Source organism: Staphylococcus sp. ZWU0021 (assembly GCF_000798895.1).
In the GTDB taxonomy this organism is placed as follows: domain Bacteria; phylum Bacillota; class Bacilli; order Staphylococcales; family Staphylococcaceae; genus Staphylococcus; species Staphylococcus saprophyticus.
Genome location: NZ_JTLN01000005.1, coordinates 18789 through 36812, shown reverse-complemented (window position 1 = coordinate 36812; position 18024 = coordinate 18789). Strand labels below are relative to the sequence as shown.

Below are 18024 nucleotides of genomic sequence, written 5' to 3'. Positions count from 1 at the left end.
CCTAGCACTTTGTATATATGAAAAAGATGAGACTACTTTTATAAAACGAGCTCTGTTTTTCATAAAAAGTGTTATTACTACCATCTATAATTAGAACGTACTAGTATTGTCTGGTAAGTTTTTAGGGTGATCTTCAGTTCGTTCGAATAGAAAAACACAAATACTTTAATTTGTATGTTTTCAGTTATTTCTCATTTTACATGATGTAGTGGAATAAATAAAGCAGTTTTATCACAAGAGAAAACTATTTAATAGTACAAGTTACTTCTTATTTAAATTACATATTAAAAATTACTGAAATTAAATACAGAAAATTTTGAAAAAACAACATAAAAACTTGAGTAGTATATAAAAATTAATTAAGATAAAGAAGTATCTTAAAGGGAAAGTTAAGTACAATATATTAAGTATGATACATAAGTAAATATTTGAGGTGGACCATTTGAACAATGTAAAGAGAATAGTAGAAGATGTAAAAAAGGAAAAAGTGCGTACGGATAAAATATTTAAGGATATCACTTTTGAAGTACGTGCTGAGCAAGTTATCATGTTTTTTAATTATAATGAAATTATTGATACAGTGAATGAGGATCAAAATTATGTTAAACATAACCACGATCCAGAGTTTATTGATATTCAGCAATTAACTGAATTAAAGGCTGAGTTTAAAGAGCTAGATATTCCATTTCATGAGCGAAGAGATGATTTCATGTAATTCATAGATATAACAATGAAAGAATATGATATTGTTAATAATTTATTTGTAAAATGTTTGATAACCAAGTTAAATACGATGTTAAGTATACATTGCCAAAGTTAAAAAGTTTAAAAATAAAAAGAGCTAATCCGACTGCGGATTAGCTCTTTTAGTTTGAGCATGGTTATTTATGAACCAAACTCTTGTTTATAATATGTTTTAATCAAATAGATTAAACTTCTACAGCATCATTATGTGGCTGAAGTGGATTATTTGGATCTATATGATCATAGAACATGATGCCGTTGATATGGTCAATTTCATGTTGAACCACAACAGCAGGGTAACCTTTCAAGCGCAATTTAACTTCTTTTCCATCGATATCTGTAGCTTTAACAGTAATTCTATTTTTACGATGAACTAATCCTGGAATGTTTTCATCTACGCTTAGGCAACCTTCACCTGTAGGAAGATACGCTTCTTGAATACTGTGGCTCATGATTTTTGGATTAACTAACATCAAATCATATGACTTGCCATTTCCGTCATCAGGGAGATAAACGGCAATCATTTTTTTTGAAATATTAATTTGTGGCGCGGCAAGACCCACGCCTGAGCGCAAACCATATTTAGTAGCAATTTCATCATCTTGACTATTAATTAAAAATTCACGCATAGCCAATAACGTATTACGATCTTCTTCAGAAAGCGGTAAAGTAACATCTTTTGCTTTTTCACGAAGAGTAGGATGTCCATCACGGATAATATCTTTCATAGTTAACATTTGTTCATACACCTTCCTTAATATAAAATATACCAAAGTTTCATAGATAAAATACAGTAGTTAGATTTGATTTATTATAAAATATTATATAACATTACAAGCACATAAAGGAGGATTTTTCAAAATGAAATTAAAATATGGCATCAGTGCAGTCATTGCTTCTACAGTATTAGTTGCAGGTTGTACAACAGATAAAGGTGAAATCAAAGATTACAACGAACAAGTTCAAAAAGCTTTTGATGAAGAAAAGCCTGTATCATCTGTAGGGAAGAAATTAAATAGTTTAGAACAAGACAAACAAAAATTAGTGAAAAAAATCAACGGTAAAGACCAACAAGAAGTACAAGAAACTTCTAAAAAAGTTGTAGATAATGTAGAACAAAGAGAAAAAGAATTCGGAAAAGAAGAAAAAGCCATAAATAATTCTGAAGAAAAATTCAAAAAAGCGGAAAAACATTTAGATAATATTAGCGACAAAGCGAAGAAAAAAGAAGTTAAACAACTAAATGATGCACTTAAAGAAAAATATAAGGCACATGATGAATATGCAAAAGCCTATAAGAATATCATGAATAAAGAAAAAGATATGTTTGAATATACTGCTGACGATCAAGTAGAACAATCTCAAATTGATAAAAAATCTGAGGCAGTATCAAAATCATATAAAGATATGAATAAAGCCTTCAAAAAGTATTCAGATACAATGAATAAAGTGAATAAAGAAAAAGAAGATGTAGATAGCCTAGCTTAATTCAAAAAAGCGAGTCATTTGAAATTATAATATGGAAGATATAGTATAAGTATTGGTTGCGCTTACATTCAAATGGAAATGCTCAACGATAGACATACAAGGACTGGTAATACAGTTGTAATAATTTCATTAGTACAGTTGCGAAACTGTACCTGTTTTAATTACTACAGAACTTTTTCAAATTGTTTAACTGCATAAAAGTTTTGTGGTACAATGTTTAAGAATAAAATGAATTTCTATTATACGGGAAAGGTTTGGTGAATTGAATGGCTCCGAAATTAAAAGCCCAATTCGATGCAGAGAAAGTATTGAATGATACTCAATCTCAATTTGAAATGATTCAAATTTTGGATGAAGATGGTAACGTCGTTAACGAAGATTTATTACCAGATTTGTCAGACGAGCAGTTAGTTGAATTAATGGAGAGAATGGTTTGGACACGTATCCTTGATCAACGTTCTATTTCATTAAATAGACAAGGTAGATTAGGTTTCTACGCTCCAACAGCAGGACAAGAAGCTTCACAATTAGCTTCTCAATACGCTTTAGAACAAGAAGATTTTATTTTACCAGGTTACCGTGATGTACCACAATTAATCTGGCAAGGATTACCTTTAACTGAAGCTTTCTTATTCTCAAGAGGTCACTTTAAAGGTAACAGAATGCCTGAAGGCGTTAATGCGTTAAGCCCACAAATTATTATTGGTGCACAGTATGTACAAACTGCTGGTGTAGCATTAGGTATTAAAAAACGTGGTAAGCAAGCTGTAGCAATTACTTATACTGGTGATGGTGGTTCTTCACAAGGTGATTTCTACGAAGGTATTAACTTTGCTTCTGCTTATAAAGCACCTGCAATTTTTGTAATCCAAAATAACAACTATGCTATCTCTACACCTCGTAGTAAACAAACAGCGGCAACTACTTTAGCTCAAAAAGCAATTGCTTGTGGTATCCCAGGTTTACAAGTTGATGGTATGGATGCATTAGCTGTATACCAAGCGACAAAAGAAGCGCGTGACCGTGCTGTTAATGGTGATGGTCCAACATTAATTGAAACAATTACTTACCGTTATGGTCCTCATACTATGGCTGGTGACGATCCAACTAAATACAGAACTTCAGATGAAGATTCTGAATGGGAGAAAAAGGATCCATTAGTTCGTTATAGAAAATTCCTTGAAGCTAAAGGTCTATGGACTGAAGAAAAAGAAAACGAAGTAATCGAACGTGCGAAAACTGATATTAAAGCTGCTATCAAAGAAGCAGATAATACAGAAAAACAAACTGTTATTGACTTGATGGAAAATATGTACGAAGAAATGCCTCAAAATTTAGCAGAGCAATATGAAATTTATAAAGAGAAGGAGTCGAAGTAACCGATGGCACAAATGACAATGGTACAAGCGATTAACAACGCGCTTAAAACCGAATTACAAAACGATGAAAATGTTTTACTTTTCGGTGAAGACGTCGGTGTTAACGGTGGTGTTTTCCGTGTAACTGAAGGTTTACAAAAAGAATTCGGTGAAGATCGTGTATTCGATACACCTTTAGCGGAATCTGGTATTGGTGGTTTAGCTTTAGGTTTAACTACTCAAGGATACCGTCCAGTTATGGAAATACAATTCTTAGGATTCGTATTTGAAGTATTCGACTCTGTAGCAGGACAATTAGCGCGTACGCGTTTCCGTTCTGGTAACTCTAAACAAGCACCAGTAACAATTCGTGCTCCATTTGGTGGCGGTGTACATACACCTGAATTACACGCTGATAACTTAGAAGGTATCTTAGCGCAATCACCTGGTCTAAGTGTTGTAATTCCTTCTAATCCTTACGATGCTAAAGGTTTATTAATTTCTGCAATCAGAAGTAACGACCCAGTTGTTTACTTAGAGCATATGAAATTATATCGTTCATTCCGTGACGAAGTACCTGAAGAAGAGTATACAATCGAAATTGGTAAAGCGAACGTTAAACAAGAAGGTAATGATATTACACTAATTGCTTATGGTGCGATGGTACAAGAATCATTAAAAGCAGCAGAAGAATTAGAAAAAGAAGGTTATTCAGTAGAAGTCATTGACTTACGTACTGTACAACCAATCGACATTGAAACACTTGTTGCTTCAGTTGAAAAAACTGGACGTGCTGTAGTAGTTCAAGAAGCGCAACGTCAAGCTGGTGTTGGTGCAGCAGTTGCTTCTGAATTAGCAGAACGTGCAATTCTTTCATTAGATGCTCCAATCGCTCGTGTTGCAGCAGCAGACACGGTTTATCCGTTTACGCAAGCTGAAAATGTTTGGTTACCAAACAAAAACGATATTGTTGAAAAAGCAAAAGCAACATTAGAATTTTAATAATCACTGATAAGAAGTAGCGTATACGATAAGTCGATATACCTACTTCATTCAGGTTTATATATAAGCATGAGATTTGAGTTGTTTAGCGCATTCTCAATTTCTAATTTTTGACTTAATATGAAATTTTAGGAGGATAATAACGTGGCATTTGAATTTAAATTACCCGACATTGGTGAAGGTATCCACGAAGGTGAAATTGTAAAGTGGTTTGTTAAAGCTGGAGATACAATTGAAGAAGATGATGTATTAGCTGAAGTTCAAAACGACAAATCAGTTGTTGAAATTCCATCACCTGTTTCAGGTACTATCGAAGAAGTATTAGTAGATGAAGGTACTGTAGCAGTTGTTGGTGATACAATTGTTAAAATTGATGCACCTGATGCAGAAGACATGCAATTTAAAGGTAGCGAAAGTGACGAGGCTTCAAGCGAGTCAACAGAAGCTCCTGTTGAAGAAAGCACTAAAGAAGAAGCATCAGCACCTGCTCAATCTTCAAATGATGAAGAAGTAGATGAAAGTAAACGTGTTAAAGCAATGCCGTCAGTTCGTAAATACGCACGTGAAAATGGTGTTAACATTAAAGCTGTTTCAGGTTCAGGTAAAAACGGACGTACGACTAAAGAAGACGTTGATGCTTACTTAAATGGTGGACAAGCAACAGCTTCAAATGAAAGTGCAGTAGCAACTAGCGAAGAAACTACAAGTTCTGCACAATCAGCAGCAGTTTCTACAGAAGGGGAATACCCAGAAACTACTGAAAAAATACCTGCAATGCGTAAAGCAATTGCTAAAGCAATGGTTAACTCAAAACATACTGCACCTCACGTAACATTGATGGATGAAATTGATGTGCAAGAATTATGGGATCACCGTAAAAAATTCAAAGAAGTTGCAGCTGAACAAGGTACTAAATTAACTTTCTTACCTTACGTTGTCAAAGCACTTGTGTCTGCACTTAAAAAATACCCATCACTTAATACTTCATTTAATGAAGAAGCTGGTGAAATCGTGCATAAACATTACTGGAATATCGGTATTGCAGCTGACACTGACAGAGGTTTACTCGTACCAGTAGTTAAAAATGCTGATCGCAAATCTATGTTTGCAATTTCAGACGAAATTAATGAACTTGCTGTCAAAGCACGTGATGGTAAATTATCAGCTGATGAAATGAAAGGTGCTACTTGTACAATTAGTAACATCGGTTCAGCAGGTGGACAATGGTTCACACCAGTTATCAATCACCCAGAAGTTGCTATCTTAGGTATTGGTCGTATTGCGCAAAAACCTATCGTAAAAGATGGAGAAATTGTTGCGGCACCAGTATTATCATTATCACTAAGCTTTGACCATAGACAAATTGATGGTGCAACTGGTCAAAACGCTATGAATCATATTAAACGTTTATTAAATAATCCAGAATTATTATTAATGGAGGGGTAAAACATGGTAGTTGGAGATTTCCCAATTGAAACAGATACTATTGTAATCGGAGCAGGACCTGGGGGCTATGTTGCAGCAATACGTGCAGCACAGTTAGGTCAAAAAGTAACAATCGTAGAAAAAGGCGAACTTGGTGGCGTATGTCTTAATGTAGGATGTATTCCTTCAAAAGCGTTATTACACGCTTCGCATCGTTATGATGAAACTAAAAACTCTGAAAATTTAGGTGTTATTGCTGAAAGTGTTTCACTTAAATTTGATAAAGTTCAAGAATTCAAACAATCAGTTGTTAAAAAATTAACTGGTGGTGTTGAAGGACTATTAAAAGGTAATAAAGTTGAAATCGTAAAAGGCGAAGCTTACTTTGTTGATAATAATAGCCTACGTGTTATGGACGAGAAAAGTGCTCAAACTTACAACTTCAAACACGCGATTATTGCAACTGGTTCTAGACCAATTGAAATCCCTAACTTCAAGTTTGGTGACCGTGTAATTGATTCAACTGGCGCTTTAAATTTACAAGATGTACCTGGTAAATTAGTTGTCGTTGGTGGCGGTTATATTGGTTCTGAATTAGGTACTGCATTTGCTAACTTTGGTTCTGAAGTAACTATTTTAGAAGGTGCTAAAGATATCTTAGGCGGTTTCGAAAAACAAATGACGCAACCTGTTAAAAAAGGTATGAAAGAAAAAGGCGTTGAAATTGTTACTGAAGCAATGGCGAAATCAGCTGAAGAAACAGACAATGGTGTTAAAGTGACTTATGAAGTAAAAGGTGAAGAACAAACAATCGACGCTGATTACGTATTAGTTACTGTTGGACGTCGTCCAAACACTGACGAATTAGGCTTAGAAGAATTAGGTCTTAAATTCGCAGATCGCGGTTTATTAGAAGTAGATAAACAAAGCCGTACATCAGTTGAAAACATCTTTGCAATTGGCGATATCGTACCAGGTTTACCACTTGCCCATAAAGCAAGTTATGAAGCTAAAGTAGCTGCAGAAGTTATTGCTGGAGAAGCATCAGAAGTAGACTACATTGGTATGCCTGCTGTATGTTTCACTGAACCAGAATTAGCGACAGTTGGTTATACAGAAGCTCAAGCTAAAGAAGAAGGTTTAGCAGTTACTGCTTCTAAATTCCCTTATGCAGCTAATGGTCGTGCGTTATCATTAGATGATACAACTGGATTTGTTAAATTGTTAACACTTAAAGAAGATAATACATTAGTAGGTGCTCAAGTAGTAGGTACTGGGGCTTCTGATATTATTTCTGAATTAGGTTTAGCAATTGAATCAGGTATGAATGCTGAAGATTTAGCATTAACTATTCATGCTCACCCAACATTAGGTGAAATGTCTATGGAAGCTGCTGAAAAAGCATTAGGATTACCTATCCACACTATGTAATTATAAGTAATTTCATATAAATTTAATTGGGACTGGGACATCGATGAATGTCTCAGTCTCATTTGCTTTTATAGATATAGATAGCAATATCGAGTAGTTAATAAAATAATAGAATAGTATGATTACAGGTTTATTAAGTAAAATCTTTTACTGTTCCATTTTATTTATACATAAAGCATAGCAAACATAAATTGAGGTTTATCATAATTTGAATGAAAGGGTGTTAAAATCTATGGAGTACCAATATCCCATTGATTTAGATTGGTCAAATGATGAAATGATGCAAGTTGTTTCTTTCTTTAATGCAGTAGAATCCTATTATGAATCAAGTGTAGAAGGAGAAAAATTGTTAGATCGCTACAAACAATTTAAAAAAATCGTTCCAGGTAAAGCCGAGGAAAAACAAATTTTTAAAGAATTTGAAAATAGTAGTGGCTATAGCAGTTATCATGCAGTGAAAGCAGTTCAATCATCACCAGATCAAAAATTATTTTCAGCAAAAAGTAAATAAGTATTGTCTTCATCGTTATATTTTGATATTTTTATTAAGCATTAAACAAAATGTTTGATAAATATAAACAGCATATAACGATTTTTTAATTTTACATAATAGCATTAGATTCAATTTTGAAAATTACGAAAAGGTGACAATATGGAAATTGGAAAGAAAATTAAAAATTTAAGAAATATAAAAAAGTTAACGCAAGAAGAATTGGCAGAAAGAACAGATCTTTCAAAAGGTTATATTTCACAAATTGAAAGTCAATATGCATCACCAAGTATGGAAACATTTTTGAATATATTAGAAGTACTTGGCACAAGTCCGAGTGATTTTTTCAAAGAACCTAAATCTGAAAAAGTATTATATAAAAAAGCAACACAAATCACATACGATGAATATGATAAAGGTTATATTTTGAACTGGCCAGTCAGCCAATCAAACGAATTTGATATGGAACCATTGATATTAACTTTAAGAGCGAATGCATCATATAAAAATTTTGGACCATCTGAATCTGATACCTTCATATATTGCTTAAAAGGTGAAGTAGTACTCATGTTGGGTAATCAAAATTATTATGCAACAACTGGTGACGCGCTTTATTTTAAAGCGAACCAAATACATAGACTAGAAAATCAAACAGCGGATGAAGTACAAGTAATGATTGTTGTTACAGCTTCATATCTATAGGAGGACACGCGTATGGAACCATTATTATCATTTAAATCTGTAAGTAAGCAGTATGATGATATGCAGATATTAGACAAAATAGATATAGATATTGAATCAGGATATTTTTATACATTACTAGGGCCATCAGGTTGTGGTAAGACAACGATATTAAAATTAATTGCAGGTTTTGAAGAAGCTGATAATGGTGACATTATTTATCAAGGTAAATCAATTAATCATTTATCAGCGAATAAAAGAAAAGTTAATACTGTGTTCCAAGATTATGCGTTATTCCCTCACTTAAATGTCTATGACAATATCGCTTTTGGGCTAAAATTAAAAAAATTAGCTAAATCAGAAATCAAACGAAAAGTACATGAAGCATTGAAGTTAGTGAAACTGGAAGGTTATGAATCAAGAACGATAGAGGGCATTAGTGGTGGACAAAAACAACGTATTGCAATAGCAAGAGCAATTGTCAATGAGCCTGAAATTTTATTGTTAGATGAATCTCTATCTGCTTTGGATTTAAAATTAAGAACTGAAATGCAGTATGAACTTAGAGAAATACAATCTCGATTAGGCATTACATTTATTTTTGTTACACATGATCAAGAAGAAGCATTAGCGCTTAGTGATTATATATTTGTGATGAAAGATGGTAAAATCCAACAATTTGGTACGCCAATTGATATTTATGATGAACCAGTCAATCGTTTTGTTGCTGATTTTATCGGTGAATCAAATATCGTAGAAGGTAAGATGGTTAAAGATTACTTAGTGAATATCTATGGGCAAGATTTTGAATGTGTAGATATGGGTATACCTGAGCAAAAGAAAGTTGAAATTGTGATTCGTCCTGAAGATATTTCATTGATAGATGCAAAAAGTGGACTGTTTGAAGTTACTGTAGATTCTATGTTATTTCGAGGCGTGCATTATGAAATAAATTGTATTGATAGAAAAGGCTATGAATGGATGATTCATTCAACTAAAAAAGCAGAAGTAGGTAGTAAAGTAGGTTTATACTTCGATCCTGAAGCAATTCATATTATGGTTCCTGGTGAGACAGAAGAAGAATTTGATAAACGAATTGAAAGTTACGAGGAACAAGACAATGCGTAAACTGAATCGATTTCTCTTTATCCCATATGTATTATGGATGATATTATTTATTATTGTACCTGTGTTATTACTTGTTTATTTTTCACTATTTGATATTCAGGGTCATTTCAGTTTTGAAAATTATAAACAAATGTTTTCGTGGAAATACTTTAGCATGATTTGGGATTCAGTTATTTTTGCAGCTGTCATTACTATCATTACATTGTTCATTAGTTATCCAGCTGCTTATTTTATACGAAATTCAAAATATCAAAATTTATGGTTAATGATACTCATTATTCCAACTTGGATTAATTTACTTCTAAAGACCTATGCATTTATAGGGTTATTGAGTCATGATGGTGTTATCAATCAAATGTTAAATTTATTACATTTACCTAAAATGGATTTATTATTTACTGTACCTGCATTTATACTTGTTGCCAGTTATATTTATATACCATTTATGATTTTACCCATTTTCAATAGTATGAAAGACATCCCTAATAACATTTTACAAGCCTCTAGTGATTTAGGTGCTAGTCCGTTTACGACTTTCCGAAAAATCATCTTACCACTTACAAAACAAGGTGTGTTAACAGGGGTTCAAGTGACATTTATTCCAGCATTATCGTTATTTATGATAACAAGGTTAATTGCTGGAAATAAAGTGATTAACATAGGAACTGCGATAGAGGAACAATTTCTAGTGATTCAAAACTACGGCATGGGTTCCACTATAGCATTATGTTTGATTCTCTTTATGGCGTTAGTGTTAATCATTACGAATACTAAATCTACAAATGGAAAAGGGTGAGTCATATGAAATGGTACGGTAAATTATACCTTGGTATATTAATTGCAATATTGTATATTCCAATTTTATTTTTAATGGTATATTCATTTAATTCTGCTGGGAATATGATTCATTTTGAGCATTTCACTTTGGAACATTATCAATCCTTGTTTAGTAATGATCGTCTAATGTCAGTTATATTTAATACGATTGCTGTTGCCTTGTTAGCGGCGGCTTTTGCTACTGTGATCGGTACAATGGGAGCAATTGGTTTATACCATTTGCGAAATAAAAAATTAAAAGTTTCATTGTTGACGCTCAATAATGTATTAATGGTATCTTCTGATGTAGTGATTGGTGCTTCGTTTTTGATTATGTTTACAGCCATTGGCCATTTTACTGGTTTAGGTTTAGGATTTTTAACGGTGCTCATTTCTCACATTGCATTTTGTATACCAATTGTTGTGATTATTGTATTGCCTAAATTATATGAAATGAATGATCATACATTAAATGCAGCACGTGATCTTGGAGCGACTGAATTGCAAGTATTAAACAAAGTCATGTTACCTCATTTAATGCCCGCAGTTATTGGTGGTTTTTTTATGGCGCTTACCTATTCACTTGATGACTTCACAGTAAGTTTCTTTGTTACTGGTAATGGTTTTAGTGTACTATCTGTAGAAGTATACGCCATGGCAAGAAAAGGAATAAGTATGGAAATTAATGCGATTTCTACTATATTATTCTTAGTTATCATGCTGGGTATATTAGCTTATTATTTAATTCAGAACACGCTAAAACACAAAAAACATAGCAAAAGAGGTGTGCAACAATGAAACGATTTTTACAATTAATTATAATTTCAATTGTTGTTGGCGTGATTTGTTTACTTATAAGTCAAAAGTTCACATCTAAAGACCATTCTGCGAGTGGTGAAAAAATATATGTCTATAACTGGGGAGAGTATATCGATCCTAGTTTGATAAAAAAATTCCAAAAAGAAACGGGTATTGAAGTAGTTTATGAAACATTTGATTCTAATGAAGCAATGGAAGCAAAAATACGGAATGGTGGCACAAATTATGATGTTGCTTTTCCAAGTGAATATACTGTTCAAAAATTAAAAAAAGAGAATTTGTTATTGCCGCTAAATCATGAGAAAATACCAAATATGAAGAATTTAGATTCAGATTATATGAATATGTCATTTGATCAAGGTAATCGATACTCTGTTCCTTATTTCTTTGGCACAGTAGGAATTCTTTATAATAAAAAAGCTTATCCGAATGATCATTTCGATTCTTGGAAGCAACTATATGATAAAAAGTATAACAATGATGTACTCTTGGTTGATGGTGCTAGAGAAGCCATAGGTTTAGCCTTGAATAAATTAGGCTACAGTTTAAATGATACAAATTCACAACATTTAGCAGAAGCTGAAAAAACATTATCACACCTAGGACCCAATGTTAAAGGTGTTGTAGGTGATGAAATAACGATGATGTTAGAGCAACATGAAGCAAATGTTGCGGTTGTATGGAGTGGCGTAGCAGCACCTATGGTACAAGGTAGTGATGAATTTAACTATGTTGTACCGAAAGAAGGATCTAATCTTTGGTTCGATAATATGGTGATGCCTAAGACAGCACAAAATAAAGCGGGCGCCTATAAATTTATGAACTTTCTATTAGACGAAGAAATTAGCAAGCAAAATACTGAATGGGTTGGTTATGCTACACCTAATAAAGCAGCAAGAGAGAAATTACCAGATGAAGTTAAAAATGATAAGCGTTTTTATCCTACACAGCAAGACCAAAACAGACTGGAAGTTTATAAAGATTTAGGTAAAGAAACATTAAGCGAATATAATGAGCGATTTTTAAATTTTAAAATCTCCTTGAAATAAGGCGTAGTTAGTAGTTATTTTGCCATTAATTCGCTATAATAGTTTGACAAGCAATATAAGGAGTTGTAAAAATATGTCAGGAGAGCAATATACTCAAGTTAGACGACCAGTGAGTCGACTAGCAGAAAAAGTATTAGGTTGGTTAAGTTGGGTATTCTTATTACTACTAACCGTAATTACGATGTTTATTGCACTAGTATCTTTTAGTAGTGAAACATCAATACAAAATTTAGAAACAACGCTAAATGGTAATGACTTTGTTCAACAAATTCTAGCAAATAATAGTTTGAATACGACACAATTTGTTATTTGGCTACAAAATGGTGTATGGGCAGTCATTGTATACTTTATCGTATGTTTACTGTTATCATTCTTAGCACTGATATCTATGAATATTAGAATCTTATCAGGGTTCTTATTTTTATTGGCTACGGTTATAACATTACCGCTCGTATTATTATTTGTACCACTTATCATACCAATTCTATTTTTAATCGTTGCAATCATGATGTTTGCTCGAAAAGACAAAGTAGAAACAGTACCTGCATATTATACTGAAGGTTATAGAGGTCATTATTCTGATTATGATCAACCGTCAGAACCAGAACCACAACCTCAATATTATGAGAAACAACAAACTGCTGATGTTGAACAACCTACTAATGATGATTCGTTAAGAAGAGGGGGCTATTCATCTGAAGTTGCTAATAAAGTAAATGGTAAAAATGATGCGACTGAAGAGGAACCTCAAGTTCTATCAAGACAAGAAAAATACAACTATAAGCAGAAAAAACAAAATGAGACGCAAGCAGATGCGCAAAATGTGGAAGATGATTTTGGTAATGTGAGTGATGTGTATGATGAATCTGGTGAATACGTATCTAAGCATAACCAAGAAGATGAAGCAGCTGCAGCACAACGTAGACAAGAAGAACATGAAGCGGAGCAACGTCGTCAACAAGCTGAGTATGAAGAACAACAACGTCGACAACAAGCTGAGGCCGAAGAAGCGGCGCGATTAAAACAAGAAAAAGCTGAAGAAAAAATGCGTGTTAAGCAAGAGAAGAAAGAACGTAAGAAACGCGAAAAAGAAAGACGCAAACAACAGCCGAGCGCAGTTAGTCAACGCAGACAAAATTTTGAAGAACGCAAAAAGATGACGTCTCATGAAACTGAAAAAGATCAACAAGATAAATCGTAATAAGAGACGATGCTTAATAAAAAAGATGAGCGAGGACATAAAGTGTACCTCGCTCATCTTTTTTATGTTTATCTTTTACATAAAATATTCATTTTAGTTATATACAATAATGCTATATATTATAACTCTTGGAATGTTTGAATAATTAGGTAAATATTTAGAATGCTAAGTATAATGATTAAACACCATGATATGATATTTACCCATAATTTATTTTTAAATTGTCCCATTAAACGTTTGTCATTCGTTGATAATTGAAGTGGAATGAGTGAAAATGGTAAAGCTAAACTTAAAAATACTTGTGAAAATACTAATAATTGTTCCATTTTTGCTTCATTACTATTAAAGACGATTAAACAGATAATGATAGGTAATATCGCAATTAAACGTGTAATCAATCTTCGTAACCAATTTGGTATTTTTAAATTTATAAAACCTTCCATGACGATTTGACCTGCCATTGTTCCAGTTATTGTAGAATTTTGACCTGACGCAAGCAGTGCGATTGCAAATAAAGTACTCATAATTGCACCTAACGACGCGCCTAATAATGGTTGATTCTGTAATGCATTATATAAATCATAGAATCCACCTAATTGCTCTGTATTTACACCAAAGAAAAGCGCTGCCCCTAATACTAGTAATAAACAATTCACGATGAATGCAATTGATAATTGTATATTTGAGTCCATTGTTGCATATTTGATTGCGTGTGCTTTTGATTGTATGCTATTGCGATCATACATACGTGATTGAACGATTGATGAATGTAAATATAAGTTGTGCGGCATAATTGTCGCTCCGATAATACCTAATGCAATAAAGAGTGCACCATTATCTGTAATAATTGTTGAACTCGGAACAAAACCATTTAATACTTCAGTAACGTGAGGTGATGCAATAAATACCTCGAAAACAAAAATAACAAGTACTGTGAATATAAGTGTTCCCACAATTGCTTCGATTTTTCTAAAACCAAAGCGCATAATAAATAGTAATAAGAAAACATCAAATACTGTGATTAACGCGCCTACAAGAAGCGGAATACCAAATAATAAATCTAAGGCAATGGCACTACCTATAACTTCTGCTATATCTGTCGCGATAATTGCTAACTCAGCAATGATCCAAAATACAAATGCAACGGGTTTATTTAAATAGTGTTTAGTAGCCTGAGCTAAGTCCATACCTGTTGATATTCCTAACCTTATTGTCATACTTTGTAATAACATTGCTGACAGACTAGAAAGTAAAATCACGAATAGCAAAATGTATCCAAACTGCGCGCCACCTTGCATAGAAGTAATCCAATTACCTGGATCCATATAGCCAACAGCGACTAATAAACCTGGCCCTAAAAATGAAAATAATTTTTGGCTAAATTTGCCATGAGTATTGATGGAAACCGTATTATTAATTTCATCTAAACTCTTATTATGGGTTTGAACATGATTTTTCAATACCCCCACCTCCATATTAATTTATTAACATTTTATAGATTACTCCAAAATAATTATTAGGTCAACCTAAAAATACATAGAGAATAAATTTCTTGGCTACATTAAATTTTGAATAGGGGCTATTGATTAATTAGTTTGATCATTATACGAGATGATTTTTAATTAAATGCAATTTTGATATGATAGAGGAAAGTATAATCTAAGGAGGAAGTCGATGAATAGGAAACCTGAACGTATCATGGCGTGGATTGCAAATGGTCTTAGTATACTGTTTCTATTATTAATGGTTCTAGTCTTTTCATTTATGAATGTACCAGAATTTAAAGAGGCATTTCATCAAATGAATCAGCAACAAGGACTAGAAATGTCGATGGAAACATTTAAAACATCTATTATGTTTCAAGGCGTTTTATTAATTATTTCTACGATACTTGGTATATTGGGAACTTTTATTATCAAAGGAAATCGTGTGTTGGCTGCTTGTGTTTTTATAATTGCAGCAATCACTAGTATATTTTCCGGGAATTTTGTTGCGCTCATTTTGTGGTTTATTGTTGGTATCATGTTATTCGTCAAAAAGGATAAGCGCTTTGACCATCACAAAGGTATTGTTTCAAACGATAACGCTAATGATACGCATAATGCCAATCGAACTGAGGACATGGATCCAGATCGTGAAATGAAACAGAAGAAAGATAATGACCCTTATATTTATTAAGTATCATTAGGCAACATACAAAATATCATGATTTAAATCTGTGTTAATAAATAGCGTGATAACGCAAAAAAACAACTGACCTCATACATTGTCGTACCTTCATAAATGAGTTATATAACTCATTTATGAAGGTGACATTAGAATCGTATAGGTCAGTTGTTTTTATTTATAAAATTTTAACAGTTGTTCAAACGTTTCTTCTAAGAAAGATAGGAAAGCTTTATCATTTTTAAGGTGTTCTGAATTTGGTGACAAAGTACGAGCAACGAAAAATTCACCTTTTTTCACTTCTTTAACGCGCCTAAACGCTTTGAATAAATCTTCGTCAGTCATATTGTGGATATACGTTTTTTCTTGACTCATATGGTCTAAACTCACGCTATAATCTGAGGGTAAATTTCTCAATGCATCGAATTGATCTACAAAAGCTTGTACTTGTTGCGCTTTATCCTTGGCTTCATGCATCACACCATACATAACGAACAATTGATTTTCAAAAAGGCCTATTTGAAAATGTGGTTGCATTTTATAACCACGATTATTTGTTGCAAAAGCGACCCAAGTATCTTTGGGTGGATTGACACTTCTACGTGCATGTTTAGCAACATGTGGATAGAAAATTTCGCCAGTAGCAGTTTCCAAGTATTGTGCGAAGTAGTCACCCAAATGATTTAATTGTGGTCTAACGCGTTCGTTGAGTGCTTCCATTCTTGCATCAAGACCATCAACAGTGAATGCTTTAAAATTCTTAGGTTTAAATGTATATTTAGTCATTTGGTCCTCCTATAATCATTCTATACGTTTGTATTGTAGCATAATATAAACATTGAAACATTTGCTTTGCTCTATACCCTTATGATACTGAATAAGTGATATCTAGTGCGTGTATACAACGAGTAAAAAGGGTAATTATAATAGATAAATCATACTTAGATGAAATTTAATGCTTGATTATTGAAGTATTTAATAAATTGTTGGCTAATATCTTTTTAAGTATTAACTAATGTATAATAAATAGTGAACAAGGAGCTGATACAATGACTGTTTATGAATTTGCAAAAGGCCTTATATTAGAAGCAGGAATCAATGTAAAAAAAATAATGAAACAAGACATTAAGATTGAGACAAAATCAAATCCTAATGATCTAGTGACGAATGTGGATAAAGCTACGGAGAAATATCTTTTTGATAACATCAAGCAAACATACCCGAATCATTTAGTTATAGGTGAAGAAGGACATGGACATGAGCTGAAAGACGAGGCAGGGGTAGTTTGGGTTATCGATCCAATTGATGGTACGTTGAATTTTGTACATCAGCAAGAAAATTTTGCAATTTCAATCGGTATCTATAATGATGGGAAACCATATGCTGGCTTTGTTTATGACGTTATGAACGATGTATTATATCATGCTAAAACGGGTGAAGGCGCATATGAAAACGGTAATTTGTTACCAGCAATTTCTTCCACACAACTAAAAACGAGTATTATTGGTATCAATCCCAATTGGCTAACTAAACCACGCTTAGGTGAAATGTTTAAACCCATCGTAAATGAAGCAAGGAGCGCGCGTGCCTATGGTTCTGCAGCGTTAGAAATCATACACGTGGCAACTGGTAAATTAGGTGCATATATGACACCTAGATTACAACCATGGGATTTTGCAGGTGGTTTGATTATCTTAAATGAAGTGGGGGGCGTCGGCACAAACTTATTAGGAGAACCCTTATCCATATATGAACCGAGTTCGATTATAATGGCAAATAAGGATTTACATTCAGAGTTAATAGATAACCATTTCAAAAAAAATTATGAAATAGTTCAATTATTACAGCAAAAATTAAAAGCTAAAAATGATTAGCTAAATCGATTTTTAAAAATAAAAAAGCGTCTCACTCCTACTTAGAAGAGTGAGACGTATTTATGAATATATGTTAAATCAACATGAAATTATAGCCAATCATTTTCACGATATTTCTTCTTTAACGTGAAACCGTAACCAAATGTTGCAATGAATAATATAAATGTTAAAATCATGAATGGAACATTTGTAGCAGCTAAACTGAAGCTAAATAAAAGTAAAAATACTATAGCAACCACAGCGAGTACCCAAAATATTGCTTTTGATTTTTTTTGTTGCATCCCTACCACACCTTTATAGTTTTCTTTAATCAATTATATGATATAATAAAAAAGTTGCAAAGAAAAGTGGG

19 protein-coding genes are annotated in these 18024 nt (G+C 33.0%); 15 read left to right on the top strand and 4 right to left on the bottom strand.

Translation table 11 applies throughout. The annotated features are described in order from the left end of the window. Positions 1 to 442: 442 nt before the first annotated feature. A complete protein-coding gene (locus tag L987_RS00815; protein ID WP_011303418.1) occupies positions 443 to 715 on the top strand; it encodes a hypothetical protein in 273 nt (90 codons plus the stop codon). A 214-nt stretch (positions 716 to 929) separates the two neighbouring features. Here the strand turns inward: L987_RS00815 and def are convergent, their stop codons facing one another. Continuing rightward, positions 930 to 1481, bottom strand: coding sequence for a peptide deformylase (gene def / locus L987_RS00810; protein WP_011303417.1), 552 nt, complete (start codon positions 1479 to 1481; stop codon positions 930 to 932). Positions 1482 to 1605: 124 nt separating this feature from the next. Between def and L987_RS00805 the strand changes: the two genes are divergently transcribed. The 12 genes from L987_RS00805 to auxB all read left to right on the top strand — a co-directional run bounded on the left by L987_RS00805 (position 1606) and on the right by auxB (position 13632). Then, on the top strand, positions 1606 to 2232 hold the full coding sequence (locus L987_RS00805; protein ID WP_011303416.1) for a YkyA family protein: 627 nt from the start codon (positions 1606 to 1608) through the stop codon (positions 2230 to 2232). Between the two features lie 266 nt (positions 2233 to 2498). After that, on the top strand, positions 2499 to 3611 hold the full coding sequence (gene pdhA / locus L987_RS00800; protein ID WP_002483677.1) for a pyruvate dehydrogenase (acetyl-transferring) E1 component subunit alpha: 1113 nt from the start codon (positions 2499 to 2501) through the stop codon (positions 3609 to 3611). Positions 3612 to 3614: 3 nt separating this feature from the next. Next, the gene (locus L987_RS00795) at positions 3615 to 4592 is read left to right on the top strand and encodes an alpha-ketoacid dehydrogenase subunit beta (protein ID WP_002483676.1); all 978 of its coding nucleotides are present in this window, start codon (positions 3615 to 3617) and stop codon (positions 4590 to 4592) included. 144 nt (positions 4593 to 4736) lie between these two features. Further along, positions 4737 to 6038 (top strand): dihydrolipoamide acetyltransferase family protein, encoded by a 1302-nt coding sequence (locus tag L987_RS00790; protein WP_047502447.1) that lies wholly within the window; start codon positions 4737 to 4739, stop codon positions 6036 to 6038. A gap of 3 nt (positions 6039 to 6041) precedes the next feature. Then, positions 6042 to 7448: a dihydrolipoyl dehydrogenase gene (lpdA, locus tag L987_RS00785; protein WP_002483674.1), complete on the top strand. Its 1407-nt coding sequence runs from the start codon at positions 6042 to 6044 to the stop codon at positions 7446 to 7448. Between the two features lie 232 nt (positions 7449 to 7680). Next, a complete protein-coding gene (locus L987_RS00780; protein ID WP_002483673.1) occupies positions 7681 to 7959 on the top strand; it encodes a UPF0223 family protein in 279 nt (92 codons plus the stop codon). 141 nt (positions 7960 to 8100) lie between these two features. Next, positions 8101 to 8640 carry a helix-turn-helix domain-containing protein gene (locus tag L987_RS00775; protein WP_011303414.1) on the top strand — a complete coding sequence of 180 codons (540 nt, stop codon included), beginning with the start codon at positions 8101 to 8103 and terminating at the stop codon, positions 8638 to 8640. 12 nt (positions 8641 to 8652) lie between these two features. After that, positions 8653 to 9747: an ABC transporter ATP-binding protein gene (locus L987_RS00770; RefSeq protein ID WP_011303413.1), complete on the top strand. Its 1095-nt coding sequence runs from the start codon at positions 8653 to 8655 to the stop codon at positions 9745 to 9747. After that, positions 9740 to 10543, top strand: a complete 804-nt coding sequence (locus L987_RS00765) for an ABC transporter permease (protein WP_011303412.1) — start codon at positions 9740 to 9742, stop codon at positions 10541 to 10543. Before L987_RS00770 ends, L987_RS00765 begins: the two co-directional genes overlap by 8 nt. A gap of 5 nt (positions 10544 to 10548) precedes the next feature. Then, a complete protein-coding gene (locus L987_RS00760) occupies positions 10549 to 11361 on the top strand; it encodes an ABC transporter permease (protein WP_011303411.1) in 813 nt (270 codons plus the stop codon). Beyond that, a complete protein-coding gene (locus L987_RS00755; protein ID WP_011303410.1) occupies positions 11358 to 12431 on the top strand; it encodes an ABC transporter substrate-binding protein in 1074 nt (357 codons plus the stop codon). Before L987_RS00760 ends, L987_RS00755 begins: the two co-directional genes overlap by 4 nt. A gap of 73 nt (positions 12432 to 12504) precedes the next feature. Then, a complete protein-coding gene (gene auxB / locus L987_RS00750) occupies positions 12505 to 13632 on the top strand; it encodes a lipoteichoic acid stability factor AuxB (RefSeq protein WP_011303409.1) in 1128 nt (375 codons plus the stop codon). Between the two features lie 119 nt (positions 13633 to 13751). On the opposite strand, the gene L987_RS00745 is transcribed toward auxB, so the two are convergent. After that, positions 13752 to 15107, bottom strand: a complete 1356-nt coding sequence (locus L987_RS00745; protein WP_046199698.1) for an Nramp family divalent metal transporter — start codon at positions 15105 to 15107, stop codon at positions 13752 to 13754. Positions 15108 to 15306: 199 nt separating this feature from the next. Here L987_RS00745 and L987_RS00740 point away from each other — a divergent pair, with 199 nt between their 5' ends. Beyond that, positions 15307 to 15810, top strand: a complete 504-nt coding sequence (locus L987_RS00740) for a DUF4064 domain-containing protein (RefSeq protein WP_002483665.1) — start codon at positions 15307 to 15309, stop codon at positions 15808 to 15810. A gap of 162 nt (positions 15811 to 15972) precedes the next feature. On the opposite strand, the gene L987_RS00735 is transcribed toward L987_RS00740, so the two are convergent. After that, positions 15973 to 16584 carry a YktB family protein gene (locus L987_RS00735; RefSeq protein ID WP_011303407.1) on the bottom strand — a complete coding sequence of 204 codons (612 nt, stop codon included), beginning with the start codon at positions 16582 to 16584 and terminating at the stop codon, positions 15973 to 15975. Between the two features lie 263 nt (positions 16585 to 16847). Between L987_RS00735 and L987_RS00730 the strand changes: the two genes are divergently transcribed. Beyond that, entirely contained in the window at positions 16848 to 17672 is an 825-nt protein-coding gene (locus L987_RS00730) for an inositol monophosphatase family protein (RefSeq protein WP_002483663.1), read from the top strand. A gap of 89 nt (positions 17673 to 17761) precedes the next feature. On the opposite strand, the gene L987_RS00725 is transcribed toward L987_RS00730, so the two are convergent. Then, a complete protein-coding gene (locus L987_RS00725) occupies positions 17762 to 17953 on the bottom strand; it encodes a DUF5325 family protein (RefSeq protein WP_037538825.1) in 192 nt (63 codons plus the stop codon). Positions 17954 to 18024 lie beyond the last annotated feature (71 nt).